Annotated in this window: 20 protein-coding genes and 1 pseudogene; 11 read left to right on the top strand and 10 right to left on the bottom strand. The window is 66.6% G+C overall.

Annotation, left to right across the window (positions count from 1 at the left end; all coding sequences use genetic code 11):
- Positions 1 to 62: 62 nt before the first annotated feature.
- Positions 63 to 986 (bottom strand): 3-oxoacyl-ACP reductase, encoded by a 924-nt coding sequence (locus tag RDCOP1_RS03930; RefSeq protein ID WP_072698701.1) that lies wholly within the window; start codon positions 984 to 986, stop codon positions 63 to 65.
- A 522-nt stretch (positions 987 to 1,508) separates the two neighbouring features.
- Between RDCOP1_RS03930 and RDCOP1_RS03925 the strand changes: the two genes are divergently transcribed.
- The 6 genes from RDCOP1_RS03925 to RDCOP1_RS03900 all read left to right on the top strand — a co-directional run bounded on the left by RDCOP1_RS03925 (position 1,509) and on the right by RDCOP1_RS03900 (position 8,094).
- Positions 1,509 to 2,126, top strand: coding sequence for a TetR/AcrR family transcriptional regulator (locus RDCOP1_RS03925; protein ID WP_072698900.1), 618 nt, complete (start codon positions 1,509 to 1,511; stop codon positions 2,124 to 2,126).
- A gap of 133 nt (positions 2,127 to 2,259) precedes the next feature.
- Positions 2,260 to 3,423: a steroid 3-ketoacyl-CoA thiolase gene (locus tag RDCOP1_RS03920; protein ID WP_072698700.1), complete on the top strand. Its 1,164-nt coding sequence runs from the start codon at positions 2,260 to 2,262 to the stop codon at positions 3,421 to 3,423.
- Between the two features lie 84 nt (positions 3,424 to 3,507).
- Complete coding sequence (locus tag RDCOP1_RS03915) at positions 3,508 to 5,697, top strand: acyl-CoA dehydrogenase family protein (protein ID WP_072698699.1); 2,190 nt, start codon at positions 3,508 to 3,510, stop codon at positions 5,695 to 5,697.
- A 42-nt stretch (positions 5,698 to 5,739) separates the two neighbouring features.
- The gene (locus tag RDCOP1_RS03910) at positions 5,740 to 6,609 is read left to right on the top strand and encodes a MaoC/PaaZ C-terminal domain-containing protein (RefSeq protein WP_072698698.1); all 870 of its coding nucleotides are present in this window, start codon (positions 5,740 to 5,742) and stop codon (positions 6,607 to 6,609) included.
- On the top strand, positions 6,606 to 7,262 hold the full coding sequence (locus RDCOP1_RS03905) for a PaaI family thioesterase (RefSeq protein ID WP_072698697.1): 657 nt from the start codon (positions 6,606 to 6,608) through the stop codon (positions 7,260 to 7,262). Before RDCOP1_RS03910 ends, RDCOP1_RS03905 begins: the two co-directional genes overlap by 4 nt.
- A 43-nt stretch (positions 7,263 to 7,305) precedes the next feature.
- Positions 7,306 to 8,094 (top strand): SDR family NAD(P)-dependent oxidoreductase, encoded by a 789-nt coding sequence (locus tag RDCOP1_RS03900; RefSeq protein WP_072698899.1) that lies wholly within the window; start codon positions 7,306 to 7,308, stop codon positions 8,092 to 8,094.
- Between the two features lie 10 nt (positions 8,095 to 8,104).
- Here the strand turns inward: RDCOP1_RS03900 and fdhD are convergent, their stop codons facing one another.
- Positions 8,105 to 8,935, bottom strand: a complete 831-nt coding sequence (gene fdhD, locus RDCOP1_RS03895; protein ID WP_072698696.1) for a formate dehydrogenase accessory sulfurtransferase FdhD — start codon at positions 8,933 to 8,935, stop codon at positions 8,105 to 8,107.
- Between the two features lie 372 nt (positions 8,936 to 9,307).
- Between fdhD and RDCOP1_RS03890 the strand changes: the two genes are divergently transcribed.
- On the top strand, positions 9,308 to 10,645 hold the full coding sequence (locus RDCOP1_RS03890) for an ammonium transporter (RefSeq protein ID WP_072698695.1): 1,338 nt from the start codon (positions 9,308 to 9,310) through the stop codon (positions 10,643 to 10,645).
- A gap of 63 nt (positions 10,646 to 10,708) precedes the next feature.
- Here RDCOP1_RS03890 and RDCOP1_RS03885 read toward each other — a convergent pair whose 3' ends face one another.
- From RDCOP1_RS03885 to glnT, 5 genes are all read right to left on the bottom strand, one after another.
- The gene (locus tag RDCOP1_RS03885) at positions 10,709 to 11,356 is read right to left on the bottom strand and encodes a helix-turn-helix domain-containing protein (RefSeq protein WP_072698694.1); all 648 of its coding nucleotides are present in this window, start codon (positions 11,354 to 11,356) and stop codon (positions 10,709 to 10,711) included.
- A 91-nt stretch (positions 11,357 to 11,447) separates the two neighbouring features.
- A complete protein-coding gene (locus RDCOP1_RS03880) occupies positions 11,448 to 12,773 on the bottom strand; it encodes an FMN-binding glutamate synthase family protein (RefSeq protein ID WP_072698693.1) in 1,326 nt (441 codons plus the stop codon).
- Between the two features lie 31 nt (positions 12,774 to 12,804).
- Positions 12,805 to 13,503 (bottom strand): GltB/FmdC/FwdC-like GXGXG domain-containing protein, encoded by a 699-nt coding sequence (locus tag RDCOP1_RS03875; RefSeq protein ID WP_072698898.1) that lies wholly within the window; start codon positions 13,501 to 13,503, stop codon positions 12,805 to 12,807.
- Positions 13,504 to 13,541: 38 nt separating this feature from the next.
- Positions 13,542 to 14,429 carry a class II glutamine amidotransferase domain-containing protein gene (locus tag RDCOP1_RS03870; RefSeq protein WP_072698692.1) on the bottom strand — a complete coding sequence of 296 codons (888 nt, stop codon included), beginning with the start codon at positions 14,427 to 14,429 and terminating at the stop codon, positions 13,542 to 13,544.
- 18 nt (positions 14,430 to 14,447) lie between these two features.
- The gene (gene glnT / locus RDCOP1_RS03865; protein ID WP_072698691.1) at positions 14,448 to 15,827 is read right to left on the bottom strand and encodes a type III glutamate--ammonia ligase; all 1,380 of its coding nucleotides are present in this window, start codon (positions 15,825 to 15,827) and stop codon (positions 14,448 to 14,450) included.
- 295 nt (positions 15,828 to 16,122) lie between these two features.
- Between glnT and RDCOP1_RS03860 the strand changes: the two are divergent.
- From RDCOP1_RS03860 to RDCOP1_RS03845, 4 genes and pseudogenes are all read left to right on the top strand, one after another.
- Positions 16,123 to 16,200, top strand: a pseudogene (locus RDCOP1_RS03860) (cupin domain-containing protein); the annotation flags it as partial.
- 20 nt (positions 16,201 to 16,220) lie between these two features.
- Positions 16,221 to 16,724, top strand: a complete 504-nt coding sequence (locus RDCOP1_RS03855; RefSeq protein WP_072698690.1) for a dimethylamine monooxygenase subunit DmmA family protein — start codon at positions 16,221 to 16,223, stop codon at positions 16,722 to 16,724.
- The gene (locus RDCOP1_RS03850) at positions 16,721 to 17,719 is read left to right on the top strand and encodes a PDR/VanB family oxidoreductase (RefSeq protein WP_072698689.1); all 999 of its coding nucleotides are present in this window, start codon (positions 16,721 to 16,723) and stop codon (positions 17,717 to 17,719) included. The genes RDCOP1_RS03855 and RDCOP1_RS03850 overlap by 4 nt, the downstream gene beginning before the upstream one ends.
- A complete protein-coding gene (locus tag RDCOP1_RS03845) occupies positions 17,716 to 18,741 on the top strand; it encodes a heme-dependent oxidative N-demethylase family protein (protein WP_072698688.1) in 1,026 nt (341 codons plus the stop codon). The genes RDCOP1_RS03850 and RDCOP1_RS03845 overlap by 4 nt, the downstream gene beginning before the upstream one ends.
- Positions 18,742 to 18,767: 26 nt before the next feature.
- Here RDCOP1_RS03845 and RDCOP1_RS03840 read toward each other — a convergent pair whose 3' ends face one another.
- From RDCOP1_RS03840 to RDCOP1_RS03830, 3 genes are all read right to left on the bottom strand, one after another.
- The gene (locus tag RDCOP1_RS03840) at positions 18,768 to 19,397 is read right to left on the bottom strand and encodes a pentapeptide repeat-containing protein (protein WP_231922964.1); all 630 of its coding nucleotides are present in this window, start codon (positions 19,395 to 19,397) and stop codon (positions 18,768 to 18,770) included.
- A gap of 525 nt (positions 19,398 to 19,922) precedes the next feature.
- Positions 19,923 to 20,627, bottom strand: coding sequence for a DUF899 domain-containing protein (locus RDCOP1_RS03835; RefSeq protein ID WP_072698686.1), 705 nt, complete (start codon positions 20,625 to 20,627; stop codon positions 19,923 to 19,925).
- Between the two features lie 646 nt (positions 20,628 to 21,273).
- Complete coding sequence (locus tag RDCOP1_RS03830; RefSeq protein WP_072698685.1) at positions 21,274 to 22,464, bottom strand: NAD(P)/FAD-dependent oxidoreductase; 1,191 nt, start codon at positions 22,462 to 22,464, stop codon at positions 21,274 to 21,276.
- Positions 22,465 to 22,619 lie beyond the last annotated feature (155 nt).

The following is a 22,619-nucleotide window of genomic DNA, read 5'->3' as shown; positions in this document are numbered from 1 at the left end:
TGAAGGTCAGGTGCAGTTCGCCTCTTGCTGTCGGCCTGCCCGGTACCTTCGCAGTGATGTGATCAGTCGACTGCGAGTGCGACCTTCTCCAGTTCCGCGATGCTGTAGGCAGCGTAGTTCTCGTACTTGCCGCGTCCGGTGAAGTACGACGAGAGCTGTTCGTCGAGTTCCTCCACGGTGAACGCCGAACCCGCCGCGTCGAAACGGTTCTCGACCTTCGGGGAATCCATGAGTGCAACCATCTTGCCGTACACCACGAACACCTGGCCGTTGATCTCGTGCGAGGCGGGGGAGGCAAGGTACGAGACGAGGGTGCCGACACGCTCGGGTGCGAGCGGGTCGAGACCGGTGTTCGCAGCGTCGGCCTCACCGAACGCCTCCGCCGTCATCGCTGTGCGGGCACGCGGGCAGATCGCGTTCGCGGTGACGCCGTAGCGGGAGAGCCCCTGTGCGGTGGACAGCGTCAGGGCGGTGATGCCCGCCTTGGCGGCCGAGTAGTTCGGCTGTCCGGCAGAACCGAAGAGAAATGCTTCCGACGACGTGTTGATGACGCGGCCGTAGACGGGGCCACCGGTTTCCTTGCTGGCTGCGCGCCAGTGGACGGCGGCGGCGTGGGACGTCGCGGCGTGTCCCTTGAGGTGCACGCGAATCACGTCGTCCCAGTCGGATTCGGTGAGGTTGAAGATCATCTTGTCGCGGATGATGCCGGCATTGTTGACGAGGATGTCGAAGGAGCCGAACGCCTTGACCGACTCTTCGACGAGGCGGCCACCCAGCGACCAGTCGGAAACGTCGCCGGTGACGGCGATCGCCTGTCCGCCCGACGCGACGATCTCTTCCGCGACCTGGTGTGCGGCGTCGCCCATGTCGTTGACGACGACGGCGGCACCGGCTGCAGCCAGTGCGAGAGCCTCGGCGCGCCCGAGACCGGCACCGGCCCCTGTCACGACGGCGCTGCGACCGGACAAGCTGACTGATTCACCCATGGATGCCTCCGGTGTTGCGTTGCCACGAGCAGAAACCCGACTCGCAGAATTAGTATTGATTCTAGTTTGTGACGACGGCATACCTGTGGCGTGGCCTGTCCCACTGAGCGAGAGTGTCGCAGATCACGCGCTGACGGCGTGAAACCTTAGCGAAGCCCTTTTCGCTTCTGTCGGAAGGAATTTAGACGTCGCTCGATCGTGCCGATCTGTTCGAAGCCGGCTATCGCTGGGCCAGGGCGGTTCTCCGGTCGGCGGAGTGAGCCGTGCACCCGTGCGTGTTTTCCCGGTGGGCTACCAGGGGTGGTGCACGGGTGGAGTGCCTGGTGCGAGCGGTTTCGTGGTCCGAGATCGAAGGTGTGAACTACAGCACTCCGGGGCGAAGTCGGGGAGGGATTTCCGCAGCGCTACAGGCGATCTCGACGCCTGCGCACTTCCCGCTTACCGGAACGCGGTGGTGAGCAGTACCCGTGGATGAGAGTATTCGTCTTCGGTTTCGTCCGAATCGGTGAAGGGGTGGCGGGCATGCCGAGACTTGCGGAGGTGCGCGATGCCGCCGAGCCCTCTTCGGCCGAACAGCGCGCGCGGCACAGCCGGATTCTCAGGGTGGCGGCCCAGTTGGGCGCCGAGAAGGAACTCGAGCGCGTCCAGATGCAAGAGGTCGCGAAACGGGCAGGGGTCGCGCTCGGCACGCTCTACCGGTATTTCCCATCCAAGACACATCTGTTTGTCGCGGTGATGCTGGACCGGATCGATCGACTGGACGCGCAGGCAGAAAAGCGTCCGCGCGGATCGCTGTCACCTTGCGATGCTGTCTACGAGACGCTCGTCCGGGCGGGTAGGGCACTGCTGCGTGCGCCACTGCTGGCCAACGCGATGCTCCAGTCCGCGGGCACGTCCAACGCGGCCACCGTCCCGGACTCGGCGAAGATCGACCAGCATTTCCAGCAATTGCTTCTCGACGCCGCGGGCATCGACGAGCCGACGACGCGCGATGCCACGGTTCTGCGGCTCGTGGTGGCGTTGTGGTTCGGCCTGCTGCAGTCCGCTCTCAACAATCGGACATCGATTCCCGAGGTCGAGTCCGACCTGCGGGTCGCGTGCGACCGCCTGCTCGGCGACCTGCCCGGCAACCCGCGCTGACCGTTCTTCCAGCCTCTTCGGTCGACTGTCGAGGCCTCTCACGTGCACAGTCCCGCTCGGTGGGACGACACGGTTCCGCACTCTCCTGATTCCTAGAATAAATTTCAGTATTTCCGAAATGGCAAGGAGTGACATGAGTAACGTCGTCATCGTCGAGGCTGCGCGGACACCGATCGGCCGCCGCCGCGGTCAATTGGCGGGGGTCCATCCCGCGGTGCTGCTCGGCACCGCACAGAAGGCACTCCTCGACCGCACCGGGCTGCCGGCAGAGCGGATCGGTCAGCTCGTCGGCGGTGCCGTCACCCAGGCGGGGGAGCAGTCGAACAACGTCACCCGGCAGGCGTGGCTGCACGCCGGCCTTCCGTATTCCACCGGTGCGACCACGATCGACTGCGCATGCGGTTCCTCGCAGCAGGCCGTGCACATGGTCGCCGGTCTCATTGCGTCCGGGCAGATCGATGCCGGTATCGGCTGCGGCGTCGAGGTGATGAGCCGGGTGTTCCTGGGCCAGGCGAACGCCCCGGGCACCGGAAACCCGTACCCCGACGACTGGTCCATCGACATGGGCGACCAGTTCACCTCAGCCGAGCGGATCGCCGTCAATCGCGGTATCGGGCGCGACGATGTCGATGCGTTCGGCCTCGAGTCCCAGCGCCGCGCCGCGATCGCATGGGCCGAGGGCCGGTTCGACCGCGAGATCGTGCCGGTCGACGCACCCGTCGTCACGAAGGAGGGCGAGCTCACCGGGGAGGTCGCGACCGTCACCCGCGACGGCGGACTCCGCGAGACCACCGCTGAGGGACTGGCGGGCCTGCGGCCTGTCATCGAAGGCGGAATCCACACCGCCGGCAACTCGTCGCAGGTCAGCGACGGCGCGGCTGCGGTGTTGCTGATGAGCGAGGATGCTGCGCGGGAAGCCGGACTGCGGCCGCGCGCCAGAATCCTCGCCTCCACGCTGGTCGGCTCCGATCCGTACTACCATCTCGACGGCCCGATCGATTCGACCCGAGCCGTTCTCGAGCGAACCGGAATGTCGTTGTCGGACATCGATATCGTGGAAATCAACGAGGCGTTCGCGTCGGTGGTTCTGTCGTGGGCGCAGGTGTACAAGGCAGACATGAGCAAGGTCAACGTCAACGGCGGTGCGATCGCGCTCGGCCATCCCGTCGGCTCCACCGGGTCGCGACTGATCACCAGCGCATTGCACGAACTCGAACGGTCCAACGGCTCCACTGCTTTGGTCACCATGTGCGCGGGCGGTGCGCTCTCGACCGCCACCGTCATCGAGCGCATCTGACACCCCGCTCGCCCCGGCGGATCGCCGTGTCGAGGCTGTTCGCCCACCCGTCATTCGGAATTTCTTCTAACAAAGGATGCGTTCGTGACTCTCGGCTTGAGCGATGATGACTGCGACCTGCGCGACTCCGTGCGGGGCTGGGCCGGACGGCACGCCACGCCGGCGGTGATCCGTGAGGCCGTCGAGGCCAAGACCGAAGCCCGGCCGTCGTACTGGGGTTCGCTCGCGGAACTGGGAATGCTCGGTCTCCACCTGCCCGAGGCGGTCGGTGGTGCCGGATTCACCTTGCTCGAAACAGCAATCGTGGCAGAAGAACTCGGCCGTTCCATGGTTCCCGGCCCGTTTCTGCCGACGGTCGTCGTCTCTGCCGTGCTGCACGACGCCGGCCGCACCGACGAACTCGCCGGCCTGGCGGACGGTTCGGTGTTCGGTGCCGTGTCCCTGCAACCGGGCGGTCTGAAGATCTCTCGCGACGGCGACTCGGCCACCCTGTCCGGCACCTCGAGCCACGTACTCGGCGGGCAGGTGGGCGATCTGTTCCTGCTCGCAGCGCACGATGCCGGTGAGCTCGCCTTCGTGCTCGTCCACCGTGACCGTCTCGACGTCACCGACCTGCCCGGCTACGACGTGGTCCGCCGGAACGCCGAAGTGACCGTGAACGATCTGCCGCTGACAGCCTTCGAGGTACTCGAGGCCGCACCCCAGCGGGTGCTCGACATCGCCGCGACGCTGTTCGCCGCCGAGGCTTCCGGCCTCGCCGACTGGGCTACGACCACCGCCGCCGACTACGCCCGAGTCCGTCAGCAGTTCGGACGGGTAATCGGCCAGTTCCAGGGCGTCAAGCACAAGGCCGCACGAATGCTCGGCCTCACCGAGCAGGCCCGTGTCACGGCGTGGGATGCGGCGCGCGCACTCGGCGAAGACGTTCCGGCAGCCGAATCCTCGCTGGCCTCTGCCGTTGCGGCCGCTGTCGCACTCGAGTCCGCGTTCCAGGTCACCAAGGATTGCATCCAGATTCTCGGCGGAATCGGATACACGTGGGAACACGACGCCCACCTGTACATGCGACGCGCACAGACGCTGCGAATCCTGTCGGGTTCCACCGCATCCTGGAAGCGCCGTGTCGCGGCACTCACCCTGGACGGTGCGCGGCGTGTGCTCGGCATCGAACTGCCTCCCGAGGCGGAACAGATCCGCGCGGATGTCCGCGTCGAACTCGCGCCCGCATCGGACCTCGAGGGTGCCGAGCGCAAGGCGTACCTCGCGGAGAAGGGCTACACCTCGCCGTATCTGCCCGCGCCGTGGGGCAAGAGCGCCGACCCGGTGACCCAACTCGTCATCGCCGAGGAACTGCGCGCCGCGGAACTCGAACCGCACGACATGATCATCGGCAACTGGGTGGTGCCCACCCTGCTCGCGCACGGTAACGAGGAGCAGATCGAGCGCCTGGTGCCCGGATCGCTGCGCGGTGACATCGTGTGGTGCCAGCTGTTCTCGGAACCCGGAGCCGGATCCGACCTCGCGTCGCTCTCCACCAAGGCCACCAAGGTCGACGGCGGGTGGAAGCTGCAAGGGCAGAAGGTCTGGACCTCGATGGCGCGGGTCGCGGATTGGGGTATCTGCCTCGCGCGGACGGACGCGAGCGTGCCCAAACACAAGGGACTTTCGTACTTCTTGATCGACATCAAGAACACCGAGGGGCTCGATATTCGCCCGCTGCGAGAGATCACCGGCGAGGCTCTGTTCAACGAGGTGTTCATCGACGACGTGTTCGTCCCCGACGAATGCCTCGTAGGTGAGCCGGGCGACGGCTGGAAGCTCGCCCGCACGACTCTCGCCAACGAGCGGGTGTCGCTCTCGCACGACTCGTCGCTCGGTGCGGGCGGCGAAGCCCTGCTGTCGCTGGCCGAGTCGGTACCCGGCGGACTCGACGACGAACAACTCACCGTGCTCGGCAAGGTGCTGTGCGACGCCCAATCCGGCGGCCTCATGGGCCTGCGCTCGACTCTTCGGTCCCTGACCGGTGCGCAGCCCGGCGCCGAATCGTCGATTGCCAAGCTGCTCGGAGTCGAGCACCTCCAGCAGGTGTGGGAAGTGGCGATGGAGTGGGCCGGCCCGTCGTCGCTGATCGGCGGACAGGATCGCTGGTCTGCGACGCAGATGTTCCTCAACGCGCAGTGCATGTCCATCGCCGGTGGCACCACGAACGTCCAGCTGAACATCATCGGCGAGCGGATCCTCGGTCTGCCGCGTGATCCCGAACCCGGAAAGTGACCCACTGCCGGTCCCGCACCCTCTCGAAGGAGTCGTAACCCCATGCCGATCGATGTGACCGCCGCGCTGACAGCCGATCCCACCGTCCGCGCCGCCCGCTGGACGGAGCGGGACGTGATCCTCTATCACCTCGGCCTGGGGGCGGGTGCCGACTCCCTCGACCCTGCCGAACTGCGCTGGGTCTACGAGAAGAATCTGAGGGTCCTCCCGACTTTCGCCATGGTCGCGGGGCAGGGCATCTCAGCCGGCGCGGTGACGCATGCCGGACTGAACCTGCCGGGGATCGACATCGACCTGCGCAGAATCCTCCACGGCGGGCAGTCCGTCACGGTGCACGCTCCGATTCCGGTGTCGGGTTCCGCGACCCTCTCGTCGCGGGTGTCCGACGTGTGGGACAAGGGCAAGGCCGCGGTGATCGTCCTCGAACAGTCCGCGGTGGACTCCGACGGAAAGCCGTTGTGGACCACGGCAATGCAGATCTGGGCGCGCGGCGAGGGCGGCTTCGGTGGCGCCGCCGGGCCCGAGACTTCGAGCACGGTGCCCGAGCGGGAGGCCGACAAGGTCCTGGTATCGCCGACGTCACCGCAGCAGGCGCTGGTGTATCGGCTCAGCGCCGACATGAACCCGCTGCACGCCGATCCGGATTTCGCGAAGTCGGCGGGCTTCGACCGGCCGATCCTGCACGGGCTGGCCTCGTACGGCGTCGTGTGCAAGGCCGTGGTCGACGGTCTGCTCGACGGAGACCCCACGCGCGTCCGGTCGTTCTCGGTCCGCTTCGCAGGGTCGCTGTACCCGGGGGAGACGATCGAGACGGCAGTGTGGCGCGACGGCGACACTCTGACGATTGTCGCCACGTGCCCCGAGCGAGACGGCGGGCCGGTACTCACCCACGCCACGATGGAGATCCGATGAGAGTCGATCCGAACGTCCACCCGACCGTCGGGAACGCTCCCGACGGCACGATCCTCACCTCCGCGCCGCAGGACACCGCCGTCGACCGGGCCGCATCCGCCGCTCGGCGCGTGGTGGACGCGCTTCTGCGCACCGACCGCAACAACGCGAACCTCGAGCGGGTCGCGGAAGAACTCGACAGCATCGCCGCTCACCTCGAGGAGCACGCGCCCGAGGTGCAGGAACGTCTGATCGACATGTGGCACGGGGAGGGCGTGACCCGTCATGACCCCGTCACCGGACCCGAGAACGCGCTGGCGCCGCCGTTGGTGCTCGCCGGTCGCGAGGACGGATCGGTGGAAGGGGTTGTCACGCTGACATTCCCGTACCAGGGTCCCCCCGGGCATGTACACGGCGGCGTCGCCGCATTGCTGATCGACCACACGCTCGGTGTTGCGAACGCCTGGGCCGGACGCAGTGGCGCCACCGCGCAACTCAACGTCCGGTACCACCGGCCCACCCCTTTGTTCGAACCCCTCACCGTGACCGGACGGTTGGTCCGGCAGGACGGGCGCAAGATCGACACGGTCGGTGAGATCAAGACCGCGGACGGCACCGTGTGTGTGTCCGTGGAGGCACTGTTCATCGACAAGACGGTTCCCCGCCCGCGCTGACGGGCCGTCGGTGAACATCTCCCCAACCTGGAAGGAAGTCGGCATGGGCAAGTTGGACGGGCGGGTCGCGGTGGTCACCGGAGCCGGTATGGGAATCGGGCGCGGTGTGGCGGGTGCACTGGCCCGCGAGGGTGCGAGCGTGCTGGTCGCCGAAGTGGACGAGGACGCCGGCGCCGACACCGCGCGGTGGCTGACCGATCAATGGGGTGTCCGTGCGGAGTTCGTCCGCACCGACGTCACCGATCGTGAGCAGGTGCACGCGATGGTGGACACCGCAGCTCGCGAGTTCGGCCGCCTCGACATCCTCGTCAACAACGCCTGGCGGTCGCTGGGTTTCGCGCGGATGGAGAAGACGCCCGAGGACAGCATGCGGGACGGATTCGACATGGCCGTGATGGCCGCGTTCTGGGCGATGCAGCGCGCGTACCCCGAATTGGCGCGGCGCGGAACCGGGCGGGTGATCAACATGTGCAGCCTCAACGGCGTCAACGCGCACATGTATTCGGTCGCCTACAACGCGTCGAAGGAAGCCCTGCGCAGCATGACTCGCACTGCTGCGCGGGAGTGGGCGCCGAAGCAGGTGTGCTGCAATGTCATCTGTCCCGGTGCGCAGAGTGCCGCGTACCGACGGGTCGCGGAGGCAGATCCGGGCATGGCCGCGACCCAGGCGGCAGCGAACCCGATGGGCCGGATCGGTGACCCTCTCGACGATATCGGCACCGTCGTGGCGTTCCTGGCGAGCGACGATTCGCGTTACCTGACCGGCAACACGCTGTTCGTCGACGGCGGTAGCCACATCAACGGCGTGCAGTGGGCGCCGAACGTGGACTGACCGCGTCTGCTCAACCCACCTTGATGCGCTCGGGCGCCGTGTAGAGGTTCATGGTCTCGCCGCGGAGGAACCCCACGAGGGTCAGCCCCGACTCCGCGGCGAGATCCACGGCGAGGGACGACGGTGCCGACACCGCGGCGAGCATCGGCACCCCGGCCATCACGGCTTTCTGGACGAGTTCGAACGACGCGCGCCCGCTCACCATGAGCACACTGTCCGAGAGCGGGACCCGATCGCCGGTGAGCGCCCAGCCGAGGACCTTGTCGACCGCGTTGTGCCGGCCGACGTCCTCGCGCACAGCTAGTAGTTCGCCGTCCGGAGTGAACAGTGCTGCGGCGTGCAGGCCGCCGGTCGAGGCGAACACCTGCTGCTTCCGGCGCAGCGCGTCGGGCATCGTCGTGAGTGTCCCGGCCGCGACCATGGGCGAGTCCGCGTCGGTGAGCGGAAACCGCGTCCGCGTCCGCACCTGGTCCAGCGATTCCTTGCCGCACACGCCACACGCCGACGTGGTGGTGAACGAGCGCCTGCCGACTCCCTCGCCGATCGTGACGCCGGGGGCGAGCGCGACGTCGAGCACGTTGTAGGTGTTGGCGCCGGTCTCGTCGACTCCGTTGCAGTACCGGACCGCCGCGACATCCTCCCGGCCGCCGATCATGCCCTCACTCAACAGGAATCCGTGGACCAGATCGACATCGTGACCGGGGGTTCGCATCGTGATCGTCAGCGCGTCGCCGCCGAGCCGAATTTCGAGCGGTTCCTCGACGGCGAGGGTGTCGGGTCGCCGCGACACCCGGTCCGCCGTGATGCGCAGGACAGGTCGACGGGCGGTCACGCGTCCCATCACTCACCTCCGATGCCGGAGCGGGGAGCTCTCGGCAGTTCTGTAATCGCTGGGGTAGCAGCGGTGTTCGTGGTCGCGGTGTCTCGTTCGGCCTGGTCGCATGCGTTCCCCGGCGGGGTGCGGCTTCCGTTCCCGGCCGAGGTGTGGTCTTTCCACGATACGGAAGTCGGCGCCGGAACGCTCCCGCGGCCCGTGCGGAGCCGGGCGGCTCGCGTACCGGGCGACTCCGGGACCGTAACGAGATCTTCACGGCTCGGGAGTGTGCGGGTTTACATGCTGGGTCCACTCTCAGGGAACGGTGATGAACAAGGAAAGACAGTCGCCGATCGATGGGCCGAAAGGTCTTCCCTCAGGACTGGACAAGGTGACCCTATGGAACAGGCACTTGCTGCCGCGGATACCGCCTGGATTCTGGCGGCGTTCACGGCCGTCGCACTGATGGTCCCGGGCCTCGCGCTGTTCTACGGCGGAATGCTCGGCATCAAGAGTGCGCTCAACATGATCATGATGGTGCTCGGAGGCTTCGCTGTGGCGGGCGTGGTGTGGGTCTTCTTCGGCCCCGGCGCGGTGCTCGGCGACAGCGTCGGCGGACTCGGCCTCATCGGCAATCCGTTCACGGACGTCGGACTCGCCTCGCTGCTCGAAGAAGACCCGGCCGGCGGGATTCCGGCCGCCCTCACCGCCGCCTTCCACCTGCTCTTCGCAGGAATCACGGTGGCGATCATCGCGGGCGCGGTCGCGGACCGGATGAAGTTCTCCGCGTGGCTCGTGTTCTCAGGGATCTGGCTCGTCCTGGTGTACTTCCCGGTCGCGCACTGGGTGTTCGCGTTCGACGACGAAGATGCCGGCACCAAGGGCGGTTGGATTGCCAACGCGCTCGGCGCGCACGACTTCGCGGGCGGCACCGCCGTCCACATGAACGCCGGCGTCGCCGCGCTCGCGGTCGCACTCGCGCTCGGTGCCCGGCGTGGCTTCCCGCATGTGGCGCGTCCCCACAGCCTTCCGCTCGTCGTGCTCGGCGGCGGCATCCTCATGTTCGGCTGGTTCGGATTCAACGGTGGGTCCGCGGGCGGGGCCAACCACACCGCGGGCGTGGTCGTCCTCAACACGATGGCCGCAGCCGTGGCGGGCCTGCTGGGCTGGATCCTCGTCGAGCGCATCACGGAGAAACACGCCACCACGCTCGGCGCGGTGTCCGGCATGATCGCCGCCCTGGTCGGCATCACGCCTGCCGCGAGCCTGGTCTCGCCCCTCGGTGCCCTCGCGATCGGTGTCGTCGCGGGTGCGGTGAGCTGTTTCGCGGTGGGCTGGAAGTTCAAGATGGGCTACGACGACTCCCTCGATGTCGTCGCCATCCATCTCATGGGCGGTGTCGTCGGCACGACCCTCATCGCGTTCATCGCGACCGCCGCCGCTCCGGCCGGCGTCGACGGCCTGTTCTTCGGAGGCGGCATCGACTTCCTCGGTCGCCAGATCGTCGCGATGGCTGCGGTGTTCGCGTACTCGTTCGTGGTGACCTTCCTCATCGCGAAAGTCCTCGACAAGATCATGGGTATCCGGGTGGACGCCGAGACCGAGAAGATGGGGATCGATGTTCCGGTGCACGGCGAAACCGCGTACGTGATGGATTCCTTCACCACCGGTACGCAGTCGAAGATGCGTCCCTCCGATTTCGCGGAGGATCGCGACATCATCGTGCCCACCACGTAATGGAGATGTCCTCGACGTCGTGAGCGGACGACGCGCCCCCGCCGGCTTCCGGCGGGGGCGCCGTCATCTCTGGTGATTGTCGGGGTAGGCGGTCACGGCGAGGAACCGGATCGGCAGTGAGACGAGTTCGTTGGGGCCGTGCACGCCCTCACCGTCGAGCAGAAGCGAGTCTCCGGCGGTGAGGCGATATTCCGAATCGCCGTGGCCGTAGAGCATTTCGCCCTCGAGCATGTACAGCAGTTCGGTGCCGGGATGCTGGAAGAGCGGGAAGACGTCGCTCGCGTCGGTGAGCGTCACCAGCACCGGCTCGAGACGCTGGTGTTGTCCGCGAAGCGCGCCGAGCAGCTCGTAGTGGTGGCCGGCGCGGGTGCCGCGGCCGACGATCTCGGCGCCCTGACCACTCTTGGTGAACACGGCCTCCCGGTGTGCGTCTGCACCTCGGAACAGCGATGTGACGGGCACATCGAGACCTGCGGCCAGCCGTGCGAGTGTCGAGAGACTGCACGACGTCTGAGCGTTCTCGATCTTCGAGAGCATCGCCTTTGAGATGCCGACTTTCGCGGCCATGTCTCCGACGGAGAGTCCGCTGGCGAGGCGCAGCGCCCGGACCTGGTGTGCGATGGCCCGCTCGAGGTCGACGCCGGTGGGGGTGTCCCGGGGGACCTCCCGGCCGGAGGTGTCGTGGAGGACCGCGCGGTCCGGTCTGGTCATATCGGCAGACTACATCCTGTTTACCGACAGTGGACAACCGACAAGCACCTCCGATCCGTGACGGATCGGAGGTGCTTGTCGGCGGCTCAGGTCAGGCGGACCGGCCGGGAATCCAGTCGGTGCCCGCCAGGGGCACACGGGCCATCGCCGCGGATTCGATCGTCAGGGCCACCAGGTCCTGCGGCTCGAGATTGCGCAGATGCGACTTACCGCACGCCCGCGCGATCGTCTGGGCCTCCATGGTGAGAACCCGCAGGTAGTTCGCGAGCCGGCGCCCGCCCTCCACCGGATCGAAGTTTTTCTGCAACTCCGGATCCTGCGTCGTGATGCCCGCCGGATCCCTGCCGTCCTGGAAATCGTCGTAGAAACCGGCGGCCGAGCCGAGCTGCTCGTACTCCGCCTGGTACCTGGGGTCGTTGTCCCCGAGTGCGATCAGCGCCGCGGTCCCGATCGCGACGGCGTCGGCGCCGAGTGCCATCGCCTTCGCGACGTCGGCACCCGACCGGATGCCGCCCGAGACGATGAGTTGCACCCCACCGGGAGTGCGGTGCACGCCCATCTCCTGCAGGGCCTGTACCGCCTGCGGGATCGCGGAGAGGGTCGGGATCCCGACGTGTTCGATGAAGACATCCTGGGTCGCGGCCGTACCACCCTGCATACCGTCGACAACGACCACGTCCGCCCCGGCCTTCACTGCGAGCTTGACGTCGTAATACGTCCGGGTCGCGCCGATCTTGACGTAGATCGGCTTCTCCCAGCCGGTGATCTCTCGGAGTTCGATGATCTTGATTGCGAGATCGTCCGGTCCGGTCCAGTCCGGGTGCCGGCACGCGCTGCGCTGGTCGATGCCGACCGGGAGAGTGCGCATCCCCGCGACCCGCTCGGTGATCTTCTGTCCCAGCAACATGCCGCCGCCGCCGGGTTTCGCACCCTGCCCGAGCACGATCTCGATGGCGTCGGCTTTGCGCAGGTCGTCGGGGTTCATCCCGTAGCGCGACGGAAGGTACTGGTACACCAGCGTTTTGGACTGCCCCCGTTCTTCGGGGGTCATACCACCGTCGCCGGTGGTGGTGGACGTGCCGACCTCGCTCGCGCCTCGCCCGAGGGCTTCCTTGGCTCCTCCGGACAGTGCTCCGAAACTCATACCGGCGATCGTGACCGGGGTGTCGAGATGGAGCGGGTACTTCGCGTGACGATCGCCGAGCACGACATCGGTGTCGCACTTCTCCCGGTAGCCCTCGAGGGGATAGCGGGACATGGAGGAACCGAGGAACAGCAGGTCGTCGAAATGGGGGACCTTGCGTTTGGCGCCCCAGCCGCGGATGTCGTAGATGCCGGTGTCGGCGGCGCGCTGGATTTCGTGGATGACGTTGCGGTCGAAGGTCGCCGATTCGCGCAGTCCGGGCTGGAAGGTCATGGAGGTCTCCTCGCTCTCGTGCGGGTCGGGATCAGTACGCCGACGCGTTGTCGACGTGGAAGTGGTACAGGGTGCGAGCGGAGCCGTAGCGCGTGAACTCGGCCGGGTCGGCGTCGAATCCTGCGGCGTCGAGCAGGTCCTGTAACTCGGCGAGATGCTCGGGGCGCATCTGTTTCGCGACACAGTCGGCGCCGAGCGAGGCGACTTTGCCCCGCACGTAGATCCGTGTCTCGTACAGCGAATCGCCCAGGGCTTCCCCTGCGTCACCGAGAACCACCAGTCGTCCGGCCTGCCCCATGAACGCACTCATGTGGCCGATGTTGCCGCCGACGACGATGTCGACCCCTTTCATCGAGATCCCGCACCGTGCTGCGGCGTTGCCTTCGATCACGAGCAGTCCGCCGTGTGCTGTCGCGCCTGCGGACTGGGACGCATCGCCCGTCACCCGCACGGTGCCGGACATCATGTTCTCCCCGACGCCCACCCCGGCGTTGCCTTCGATCGTGACACGGGCATGCTGGTTCATTCCGGCGGCGTAGTACCCCACGTGTCCGTCGATGTGCACGTCGATCGGCCGGTTCAGTCCGCACGCAAGCGCATGCTGGCCTAAAGGATTGGTGACGTGTGCGGCGGCGGGTGCTTCGGTCGCCTGTAGCGCCGCGTTGAGTTCGCGGGTGGTGGTCACGTCGAGGTCGTACGTGGTGATGGTGGGAAGTGTGTCGGTGGTCATGGCTTTCTCCGGCGTCGAAGTGGAGGCGGCAGAACTGGTCAGCGGTGCCATACGTACACCCGTTCGGGTTCGGGTTCGAAGATGTGCGCGTCGGAGATCCCGGGAAGCATTGCCAGAGCGCGGAATTCGGATGCCATGGCGACGTAGCTGTCGGTTTCTGCGACGATCGCGGGTTTGCACGCGATCGGGTCGCGTACCACGGCGAACGAGTCGGCGGTGGAGACGAGCAGGGTGTAGAAGCCGTCGAACCGTTCACCCAGCAACCGCAGTGCCTTGTCGAGGTCGGCCCCTTCGGCGAGGTGCTTGGCCACGAAGCGCGCCCCGACTTCGGTGTCGTTCTCGCTGTCGAACACCACACCCTCGTTCTCCAGTTCCCGTTTGATCGAGAGATGGTTGGAGAACGACCCGTTGTGCACCAGACACTGGTCGGGTCCGACGGCGAACGGGTGCGACCCCGCTGCGGTCACCGCAGATTCGGTGGCCATGCGGGTATGGCCGACGCCCTGGTGGCCCGATGCCCGGGGAAGGCCGAAGTGCTCGGCAAGGTGCAGCGGATTGCCCATCCCTTTGAGGACGGTGACGTCGTCGCCGAATCCGATCACCGTCGAGCCGGGGTCCGTCCGGCGGACCGTATCGGCCAGCAGCGCGGCCGGAACCGGGGCGTGCAGGACGGTGGTGGGGGAGAGGTCGATCTCGGTGACAGGCACACCCAGTGCCTCACCGAGAGCGGTGGACAGGGACGGGTCGGCGCCCAGGACGGACACCGAGGAATGTCCTGCCGGGGAGAGAACCGGGTCGCCGTAGATGGCAACGCCCGCCGAGTCCGGGCCGCGGTCCACCATCCGGCCGAGCATGCCGGTCAGCAAGTGACCCAGCCGTGGTTCGAGTGAGGCGTCACGGAGGTGAAGCCCGACGATTCCGCACATGTCGTCTCCTGTCGAGTGTCAGAAAGCGGTCAGGTAGTTGTCGATCTCCCACGGCGTGACGGTGCTGTGCCACTGGAAGAACTCTTCGCGCTTGAGAGAGGTGAAGTACTCCGCGACCCCGGGGCCGGCCGCGTCGAGCGCTGCGGTCACGACGGGGTCGCCGGCGAGAGCATCCATCGCATGGAGCAGCGTCATCGGCAACGCATCGGACGCGACGCCGTCGCCGGGAGCGCCGGGATCGAGGTGACGGTCGATGCCGTCGAGTCCGGCGGCCACCGTCGCAGCGATCGCAAGATACGGATTCGCGGCGCCGTCGCCGCCTCGCAGCTCGACGCGGTGCGAGTCCGGTACCCGTAGGTAGTGGGTGCGGTCGTTGCCTCCGTAGGTCGCGTGGCGCGGCGACCAGGTGGCTCCGGAGGTGGTCGCGGTCGCACCCGTGCGCTTGTACGAGTTCACCGTCGGTGCCAGCACGCCCTGCAGGGCGCACGCGTGATCGAGGATCCCGCCGATGAAGGAGTAGGCGAGGTCGGACAGTCCCAGCCCCCGAGGGTCCCCGGCGTCGGGGAATGCGGCACGGTCGCCGTTCCACAGGGACATGTGCAAGTGCATGCCGGTACCGGTTCGGTCGGCGAAGGGCTTGGGCATGAATGTTGCTGTCATGCCGCGTTGTTCGGCGAGGACGGAGATCAGGTAGCGCAGAGTCATCACGCGGTCGGCCGTGACGAGGGCCTCGTCGTAGCGGAAGTTCTGTTCGAACTGACCGTTGCCGTCTTCGTGGTCGTTCGCGTAGTTGCCCCAGCCGAGAGTGTTCATCGCCGACGAGATGGAGGTCAGGTGCTCGTACATGCGGGTGACGTCGCGGGCGTCGTAACAAGGCTGCCGCGAGGTGTCGAGGAGATCGGCGGTGCGCAGGGCCCCCTCCTGGTCGCGCTGGACGAGGAAGTACTCGATCTCGGCGCCGACCTTGACCGTCAGCCCCTTTTCCGCCGCGGCGGCGAGTGCCTTCTCGAGGATGATTCGCGGGGCGAAGGGCCAGGGCTTGCCTTCCACGTGGGGATCGCAGTGGACGAGGGCTAGCCCGTCGCGGATGAAGGGGATCGGGGTGAACGAGGAGAGGTCGGGGAGCGCGACCAGGTCGGGATCCTTCGGCACCTGCCCTATCGCACCCGCGGCGTATCCGGCGAAGCCGACACCGTCGCTTTGGAGTTCGTCCGCCGATTCGACGGGAACCAGCTTGGCGCAGGGCTTTCCCGACAGCGTCGTGAAGACGGCGAGGATGAAGCGGGTGTCGGTCGCACGGGCGAGTTCGGTCAGGGTCGGCGGTTCGGTGGTCTCGGGAGACCGGCCGTTCGTGGACGGGAGGCGCAGCACGGACGTGTTGGTGGCTTCCAGCGTCATGGGGGCTCCTCGGATTCGGCAGGCAGTTTCATTCTAGGAATCGATGTCGAATACAAGGAAACAAGTTGTCGATGGCGATCATGTTACGGAGTAGTGAGATCGCGGTGACGGCTGTCAGCGAGCATCCCCGGTCGACCGGGCGGTGCATCGGTTACACGCGTTTACCGGGCGGAAACCACCGGAAGGTTTCTCGCCATTACCGTCTGTTTCACGTCAGCGATCGACGTTCTCGCACCGTCCGAGGTGTTCGCGCACACTGTCCAAGGGAGTGCTCATGTCCGACATCACCACCGGCAAGGGGTCCCGGATCAGGTTCACCACCCCCGAGGGCGCGCTCGCCTACTATGTCGGCCTCCGCTCTTTCGCGCCGTAGGCGACGTCATGAGTGTCTGCATGGACACCACCAGCATGCCGCGGTGGGATGAGGAGCGGCGCATCGCCGAGGGAGGCCGGACCGTCACGATTCTGTCCTTCGGCGAGGAGGCCGGCGAGCCGGCGCGGAAGTTGTTGCCGCTGTTCGCCGGCCGGCGTGTGGACTGGGTACGTCTGCCCACCGAGTGGGGTGAAATCGCGGCGCGCGTGCTCGGGCGTCAACTCGATGCGTCCCGCGTCGGATGGCGCCTGATTCTCGTCGGTCCCGAAGCGTCCGTTCTGGCGGCGTACGCGGCAGCGATCGCCGGCGGGCTTCTCGACGCCGAGATCATGCCGGTACCGGTGGGCAGCGCCGATCGCACTGTCTACTGTGCGCACTGCCACGCCACCCATCTCGCCGCCGTCGAGGTCGGCCGGAGCACCACATGTCCGCGTTGCCACACGGAACTCGTGGTTTATCACCATGTTTCGCGCACACACGGCGCCTATCTCGGTTACATGATCGACGCGGAGGAACGTTGGTGACCACGATCTCCGAAAGTCCTGTCGGGACTGTGCCTGTCGAGACCGGTGCGGTGCTGTCGGTCGGCGACATCACGGAGTTGTCACCGACCGTGCGGCACCTGCGCCTGATCGCGCCGGACGGACACGACTTGCCGTCCTTCACCCCGGGAAGCCACATCGTCGTGACCTGCGGAACCGGAACCGACGGACGGCCACGCCGGAATTCGTACTCGCTCACCGGGCCAGGATTCGAACCGGACCACTACGGGATCTCGGTACGGCGCGACGAGGCGGGCCGGGGCGGTTCCCGCTGGATCCACCACTTGAAAGTGGGCGACCCGGTCTCGGTGAGCACTCCGCGCAGCGCCTTCGCGCCGGTGCTCACCGCCAAGCATCACGTTCTTGTCGCCGGCGGGATCGGCGTCACGCCGATCCTGTCCCACGTTCGCGCCGCAGTGCAATGGGGACGCTCCTTCGAGGTGCACTACACGTTCCGCGCAGACGAAGGCCCCCACCTGGACGAGCTTCGCCTCCTGTGCGGGACGACACTCCACACCTACGCCGGTTCGGACGTGTTCTGGGAAAGCCTCGGTCCGGCACTGCTCGACCAACCCATCGGCACACACCTGTACGTGTGCGGTCCCGCAGGGCTCATCGACGAGACGACGGCACGCGCACGCAGTGCGGGCTGGCCGGATGCGCGCGTCCACTACGAGCATTTCGGCGTCGGTGACCTCGACCCCGGACACCCGTTCACCGCGCACCTGAGGCGGACCGGAACGGATGTGAAGGTCGACTCGGGAATCAGTCTGCTCGAAGCACTCGAAACGCAGGGGATCGCGGTGCCCAACCTGTGCAGGCAGGGTGTGTGCGGCGAGTGCCGACTCCCGGTGGTGGGCGGTGAGGTCGAGCATCGCGATCTCTACCTGACTGCTGCGGAGAAAGAGGCCAGAGATTGCCTCATGCCCTGCGTCTCCCGCGCGAGCGGACAACGACGATTGGAGCTGGACCTGTGAGCAGCACAGTAGATTTCGAGATCCGCGAACGCAGCCGCGAACTTCCCGGTCGGATCGCACGCTTCCCGTTTCCTTTTCCCCGCGACACGTATCGCTACAGCACCAACGTCGAACCTGCGGGCAGCGTGGTGGACACAGCAGCCGGCCGATGGGGAGCACATCCCGTCGATATCGACGGTTACTACGTCGAGGACCTGGCCGAACGAGAGCGTGTCCTCGGTGAGGATCCCACCCGATTCCAGGCTCTTCCTCACATGGAGATCGCGCAGTGGGACGCGATGATCACCCTGATGCGGATGCTCGTCGACGCGGATCCCCGGACCTTCTCGCTCGACCGGAAGGGTGGGATCCGGCGCTTCACCAACCGCGCTCTCGACGTCGAGCAGGCCTTCGTCTTCGGTGAGCGGTCCACACTTCCCGAGCCGCCGCTGCGCTTCATCGGCCGCCACATCCAGGAAGATGTCGTCCTGCTCGACCAGCGTGACGGTGCGCTCTGGGGAGACGCCGGTCTGGTGACCTTCGCTGCCGATTGGTCACTGCGATTCGACGTCGGCATGAGTTTTCTGCAGATCCACGGGCCGGTCCCGCGCGTTCACACGGAAGGAGTGATTCCGCGCGCTCAGAAATTCCTCATGGGGTTACAGGCTGGTCAGCGTTACCGGCGCACGAACTGGTCGCTCACCGTCGATCGCAGGCTCGACCAGTCCACCGAGACGTACCCGCAGTGGGGCCGGGACCGGCGACTTCTCGCCGAGGGGCCGCTGGAGGACGTCGGACGACGGCTGAACCTCCGCGTCGAAGTCCAGCACTTGGTGCGGCTCGGCGCATCCGGTGCGCTCATGTTCCTCATCCGCACCTACCTGCTGCCCTTCGAGGACATCGCCCGGGTCCCCGAATGGTCCGACCGCCTCTACCGCGTGCTCGACGAACTCCCGGAGGACATGGCCGACTACAAGGGCGTCACGCGGACCCGTGAGCCGGGTCTGCGCTGGTTGCTTACCTACGGTGGAGTGCAGCCGTGATCCCATAGGGTTTCTTCGTCGGCGGGTCAGTTGCTCCAGTGGGCCGGGGCCGAGAGGCGACGGGGGAGCGCCGTATCTGAGTTACCTCTTGCTGCGTTGATCTGGGGTTGTGTCACGAACAGCGCGGTCGACAGGTCAGCGCCCTCGATCCGGGCATCTCTGAGGTCGGCGCCGAGTAGATCCACCCCGGCCGCGGTGTTTTCGCGCAGATCCGCCGCTATCAGGCACGAACTGCGGAGATCCGCACCGCACAGGTTGTCCGAGCGCAGATCCCGGCCCGCCAGATCGGCGCCCGCATGTGCTTCGGGGAAGGGGTCGCGCCCGTCTGCCCGATACGCGGCCCGCACTTCTTCGCTGATCTCCCGCAGCGTGAGAGCGATGCGCGAATGCAGCGAGTCCATGTCCGTCGACCGCAAGTCGTCGAGGTGCGCGCGGGATGTGGTCGCGACGAGCGTTGCGAGATCCTGTGCTGCCCGCGCGGCGTCCGGGTCGAAGGTGCGCATCTGTGCCTCCTCGAGATGCCAGAGCATCTCGTGGAGTTGTCGCATGATCGTGAATGCGTCGAACATCTTTCGGCGATCTTCGGGTCGGTCGGGCTCGGTGCCGTCGAAGAGACGCTGGGAGACAGCCTGTCCGGCGCCGAAGCAGTCGAACACCGTGCAGCCCCGGAATCCTCTGGTACGCAACGACCGGTGGATCCGGCACGAATGACCCGGCCCGAGGTTCGGGCACGGTGCCCCGGCGGGCTTGTCGACGGGGAAGTCCGACGAGCGGGAGAATCCGAAAGCGTTACAGCACAGCGCGAAACAGTGTGCGCAGTCGGCCTTCAGTGGCGAGGAAAGGGGGACGTCTACGGGCATGGGTGCTCCAGAAGGTGATGCGGATGCGGATCGGCGAGTGGGGAACCAGCGTCTGGTTCCCTCCCGAAGCGCACGGAATCACCACACCGCAGAGAGGCGACGAGATGTCGACGCGGCGGGTTCGGCTCACAAAGACAGCATGCGTATCACTTCCGACACCGTAGCAAGCGCGGAGACCAGCCGTCGGCAAGCGGGCGCTACACGAGATCGGCCGTCGCCGACAGGACCACCAGACGCGCGGAGGCGGGCGTGGTTCCGCGAAGGCGGACACCCACGACAACATCGAATCGTTTCCCATGAACGCGATCCGCTACTGCTTACTCATTCGGCGCCCGTCCCCGGTCCGTACAGCCGGGCGATGTCGGGGGAGTCGAGCCACCCGGAGTAGGTGGGTGACTGCGGCCAGCCTCCGGGCGAATCCTGCCACTCCTCCTGACGGCCCCACGGCAGGATGTCGACCAACGGGAAGGTGTAGGTGAGTTGTTCGGTGCCCCGCCCGGTGGTGTGCCAGGTGCGGTAGACCTTGTCGCCGTCACGGAGGAACACGTTGACCGCGAAACCCCCACCCGGTGCCGCGTCGACATCGGCACCGAACGAGCTCTCCGACGACGAATACCACTCCATCTTGTTGCCGACCCTGGCCTTGTAGGCAAGTGCTTCTTCGATGGGGCCGTTGGTGACGACGACGAAACGAGCGTCGTAGTTGTCGAGGATGCCGAGTCGCGTGTATTGCGACGTGAGGCCGGTGCAGCCGGGGCACTGCCACTCCTCGCCGTCGGCCCACATGTGGTTGTAGACGATGAGCTGGGACCGACCCTGGAACACGTCGGCGAGCCTGACCGGGCCGTCCGGTCCGATGAGCGTGTAGTCGGGTAGTTCGACCATCGGCAGCCTGCGGCGCTGAGCGGCAATAGCGTCGAGTTCGCGGGTGGCGGCCTTCTCCCGAATGCGCAGGTCCTCGAGCGCACCCTGCCAGGTCTCGCGGTCGACGATCGGGGGAAGGGCACGGGTGGTCTGCTGAGTCATGGTGTCTCCCTGAGTCGGAGTTCTGTTCCCCGGTGTCGACCTGATACGGACCCGAAAGTCATCGCGGTCGTGCCGGCCGGAAGGTCCACGAGATGGGTGCCCACCCGACTCCATCGACGCGCGCTGCAAATGCCGATGAGATCGGAGCGCTCGTCCGGTCCATCCGTAAGAAGATCGACCCTTATCCCGACCTGGAGAGGTGACCGACAGATGACAGCCGTCGACATCGGCGAGATCGACCTGGGCATCGAGTCCTTCGGTGACGAGAAGGCACCTCTCGTTCTCCTTGCGGGCGCGCCGACGATGCTTTCCTGGCCGGACCAGTTGTGCGAACAGCTCGCAGCCGGAGGTTGCCGGGTTGTGCGGTACGACCTGCGCGACAGCGGCGAGTCGACGACGGAAGACCCGGCCGCACCCTCCTATACCCTGCGAGACTTGGCCGGCGATGCGGCAGCTCTCGTCGATGTGCTCGGCGGTGTGCCTGCGCACCTTGCGGGAATCGGGGTCGGCGGGTTGCGCCCGGACCGTGCGACCCCGACCTCCTCGATCACGACAGGGAGCCGATGGAGGGCCTCTTTGGGCTGCGGATTCCCGATTGGAACGACCGCCAGGCGGTGGCGGAGTTCGGCGCCGCTCGGGCGGAACGCTATCGCATCTCGCCGGCGCCGACATAGGGGTGGAGGCTCACCAGAGGTTTGCCCTCGTCGAAGCGGGAGAACCGGAAGTCGTCACCGTCGACCGCCGGGTCGCTCGAGATGCCGTCCAGTAACAGGTCGGCGGCGAGGCGCCCGACGGCGGGAGAGATCTTGTAACCGTGACCGCTGAAACCGACAAGCAGGAACAGACCCGGAACGGGAGACGGCCCGATGACGGGGTTGTAATCGGGTGTCACGTCGTAACATCCGGCGTAGGACGAGGACAGTCGAGGGTCGGGCATGTGGGGAAGCAGGCGGTCGAGTTTCCCGATCGCGGTGGCGACGACGTCGTCGTCAGCGCGGTTGGAATAGGCGTCCGGGTCGGCCCATTCGGGCTGGGAATGGTCGCTGTTGCCGACGAGGAGGTCGCCGTTCGGTTCGCGTCGGATGTACTGCAGATTCACCAGGTCGGAGAAGGTGGGCACATCCGGAGTGCGCATCCCCTGATCGACGAGCAGGATCGACTCCCGTTGCACCCGCACGGGTATGTCGATGCCCGCCGTGGCACCGAGAGTGGGGGACCACGCCCCGGTAGCGAGAACAACTGTGTCCGCGTGGATTTCGGATCCGTCGGCCAGGAGAACGCCGTAGACCTCGCCGTTCTCGCGTTGCAGTAGAGAGGCGACCTCTGTGGACTGCCGGATTCGGACGCCGAGGCGTCGCGCCTTCGAGGCATAGGCCATGCCCGTCATGTAAGCGTCGCCGTGCCCGCCGAGCGGTTCGTACGCGAACGCCGCGAAATCGTCGAGAGCGATGCCGGGCCACAAGCGCGTGACCTCGTCGGCGTCGATGGCCTCCACGGGTACGTCGAGTTCGCGGTGCATCTCGGTGTTGGCGTCCAGGGGAGCGACGTTGTTCGCTCCCACTCCGACGATGTACCCGGTCTGACGGAAGCCGATGTCGGTGCCGAAGATCTCGTCGGCGGAGGAGAAAACCTGCACGCCGTGCCAGGCCATGGCCGCGAGCGATCGCACCCCGTAGTGACAGCGGACGATCCCGCTCGATTTTGCGGTCATGCCGGAACACAGGGTGTTTCGCTCGAGCACGAGGACGTCGGTCTCGCCGCGCTCGGCCAGCGACCAGGCTGTCGCCAGTCCTTCCAGCCCTCCTCCGACGATCACTACGCGGGCACTGTCTGTCATCGGTGGTCCTCGCAATCGCTCCGGTGTTTCTTGCTAGCAAACAGTGTTGCATATTGAGAAACAGAAGAGAGCCCGCGCATGTGACAGGGAAGTAAAGATTCGGGCGCGTACGGTCGCGACGAGTGAGGGTGGCCGTGCGTGCGGCCGGTCGACGG

This window comes from Rhodococcus coprophilus NBRC 100603 (assembly GCF_001895045.1).
Taxonomy (GTDB): Bacteria; Actinomycetota; Actinomycetes; order Mycobacteriales; family Mycobacteriaceae; genus Rhodococcus; species Rhodococcus coprophilus.
Note: the sequence above shows the minus strand (reverse complement) of the source record. Positions and strands in the feature narration are given on the sequence as shown.

Excerpts from the sequence above, each read along its gene's own strand:
- RDCOP1_RS03930 (WP_072698701.1), bottom strand. The coding sequence starts at position 986 with ATGGGTGAATCAGTCAGCTTGTCCGGTCGCAGCGCCGTCGTGACAGGG.
- RDCOP1_RS03925 (WP_072698900.1), top strand. The coding sequence starts at position 1,509 with ATGCCGAGACTTGCGGAGGTGCGCGATGCCGCCGAGCCCTCTTCGGCC.
- RDCOP1_RS03920 (WP_072698700.1), top strand. The coding sequence starts at position 2,260 with ATGAGTAACGTCGTCATCGTCGAGGCTGCGCGGACACCGATCGGCCGC.
- RDCOP1_RS03910 (WP_072698698.1), top strand. The coding sequence starts at position 5,740 with ATGCCGATCGATGTGACCGCCGCGCTGACAGCCGATCCCACCGTCCGC.
- RDCOP1_RS03905 (WP_072698697.1), top strand. The coding sequence starts at position 6,606 with ATGAGAGTCGATCCGAACGTCCACCCGACCGTCGGGAACGCTCCCGAC.
- RDCOP1_RS03900 (WP_072698899.1), top strand. The coding sequence starts at position 7,306 with ATGGGCAAGTTGGACGGGCGGGTCGCGGTGGTCACCGGAGCCGGTATG.
- fdhD (WP_072698696.1), bottom strand. The coding sequence starts at position 8,935 with ATGGGACGCGTGACCGCCCGTCGACCTGTCCTGCGCATCACGGCGGAC.
- RDCOP1_RS03890 (WP_072698695.1), top strand. The coding sequence starts at position 9,308 with ATGGAACAGGCACTTGCTGCCGCGGATACCGCCTGGATTCTGGCGGCG.
- RDCOP1_RS03885 (WP_072698694.1), bottom strand. The coding sequence starts at position 11,356 with ATGACCAGACCGGACCGCGCGGTCCTCCACGACACCTCCGGCCGGGAG.
- RDCOP1_RS03880 (WP_072698693.1), bottom strand. The coding sequence starts at position 12,773 with ATGACCTTCCAGCCCGGACTGCGCGAATCGGCGACCTTCGACCGCAAC.
- RDCOP1_RS03875 (WP_072698898.1), bottom strand. The coding sequence starts at position 13,503 with ATGACCACCGACACACTTCCCACCATCACCACGTACGACCTCGACGTG.
- RDCOP1_RS03870 (WP_072698692.1), bottom strand. The coding sequence starts at position 14,429 with ATGTGCGGAATCGTCGGGCTTCACCTCCGTGACGCCTCACTCGAACCA.
- glnT (WP_072698691.1), bottom strand. The coding sequence starts at position 15,827 with ATGACGCTGGAAGCCACCAACACGTCCGTGCTGCGCCTCCCGTCCACG.
- RDCOP1_RS03855 (WP_072698690.1), top strand. The coding sequence starts at position 16,221 with ATGGACACCACCAGCATGCCGCGGTGGGATGAGGAGCGGCGCATCGCC.
- RDCOP1_RS03835 (WP_072698686.1), bottom strand. The coding sequence starts at position 20,627 with ATGACTCAGCAGACCACCCGTGCCCTTCCCCCGATCGTCGACCGCGAG.
- RDCOP1_RS03830 (WP_072698685.1), bottom strand. The coding sequence starts at position 22,464 with ATGACAGACAGTGCCCGCGTAGTGATCGTCGGAGGAGGGCTGGAAGGA.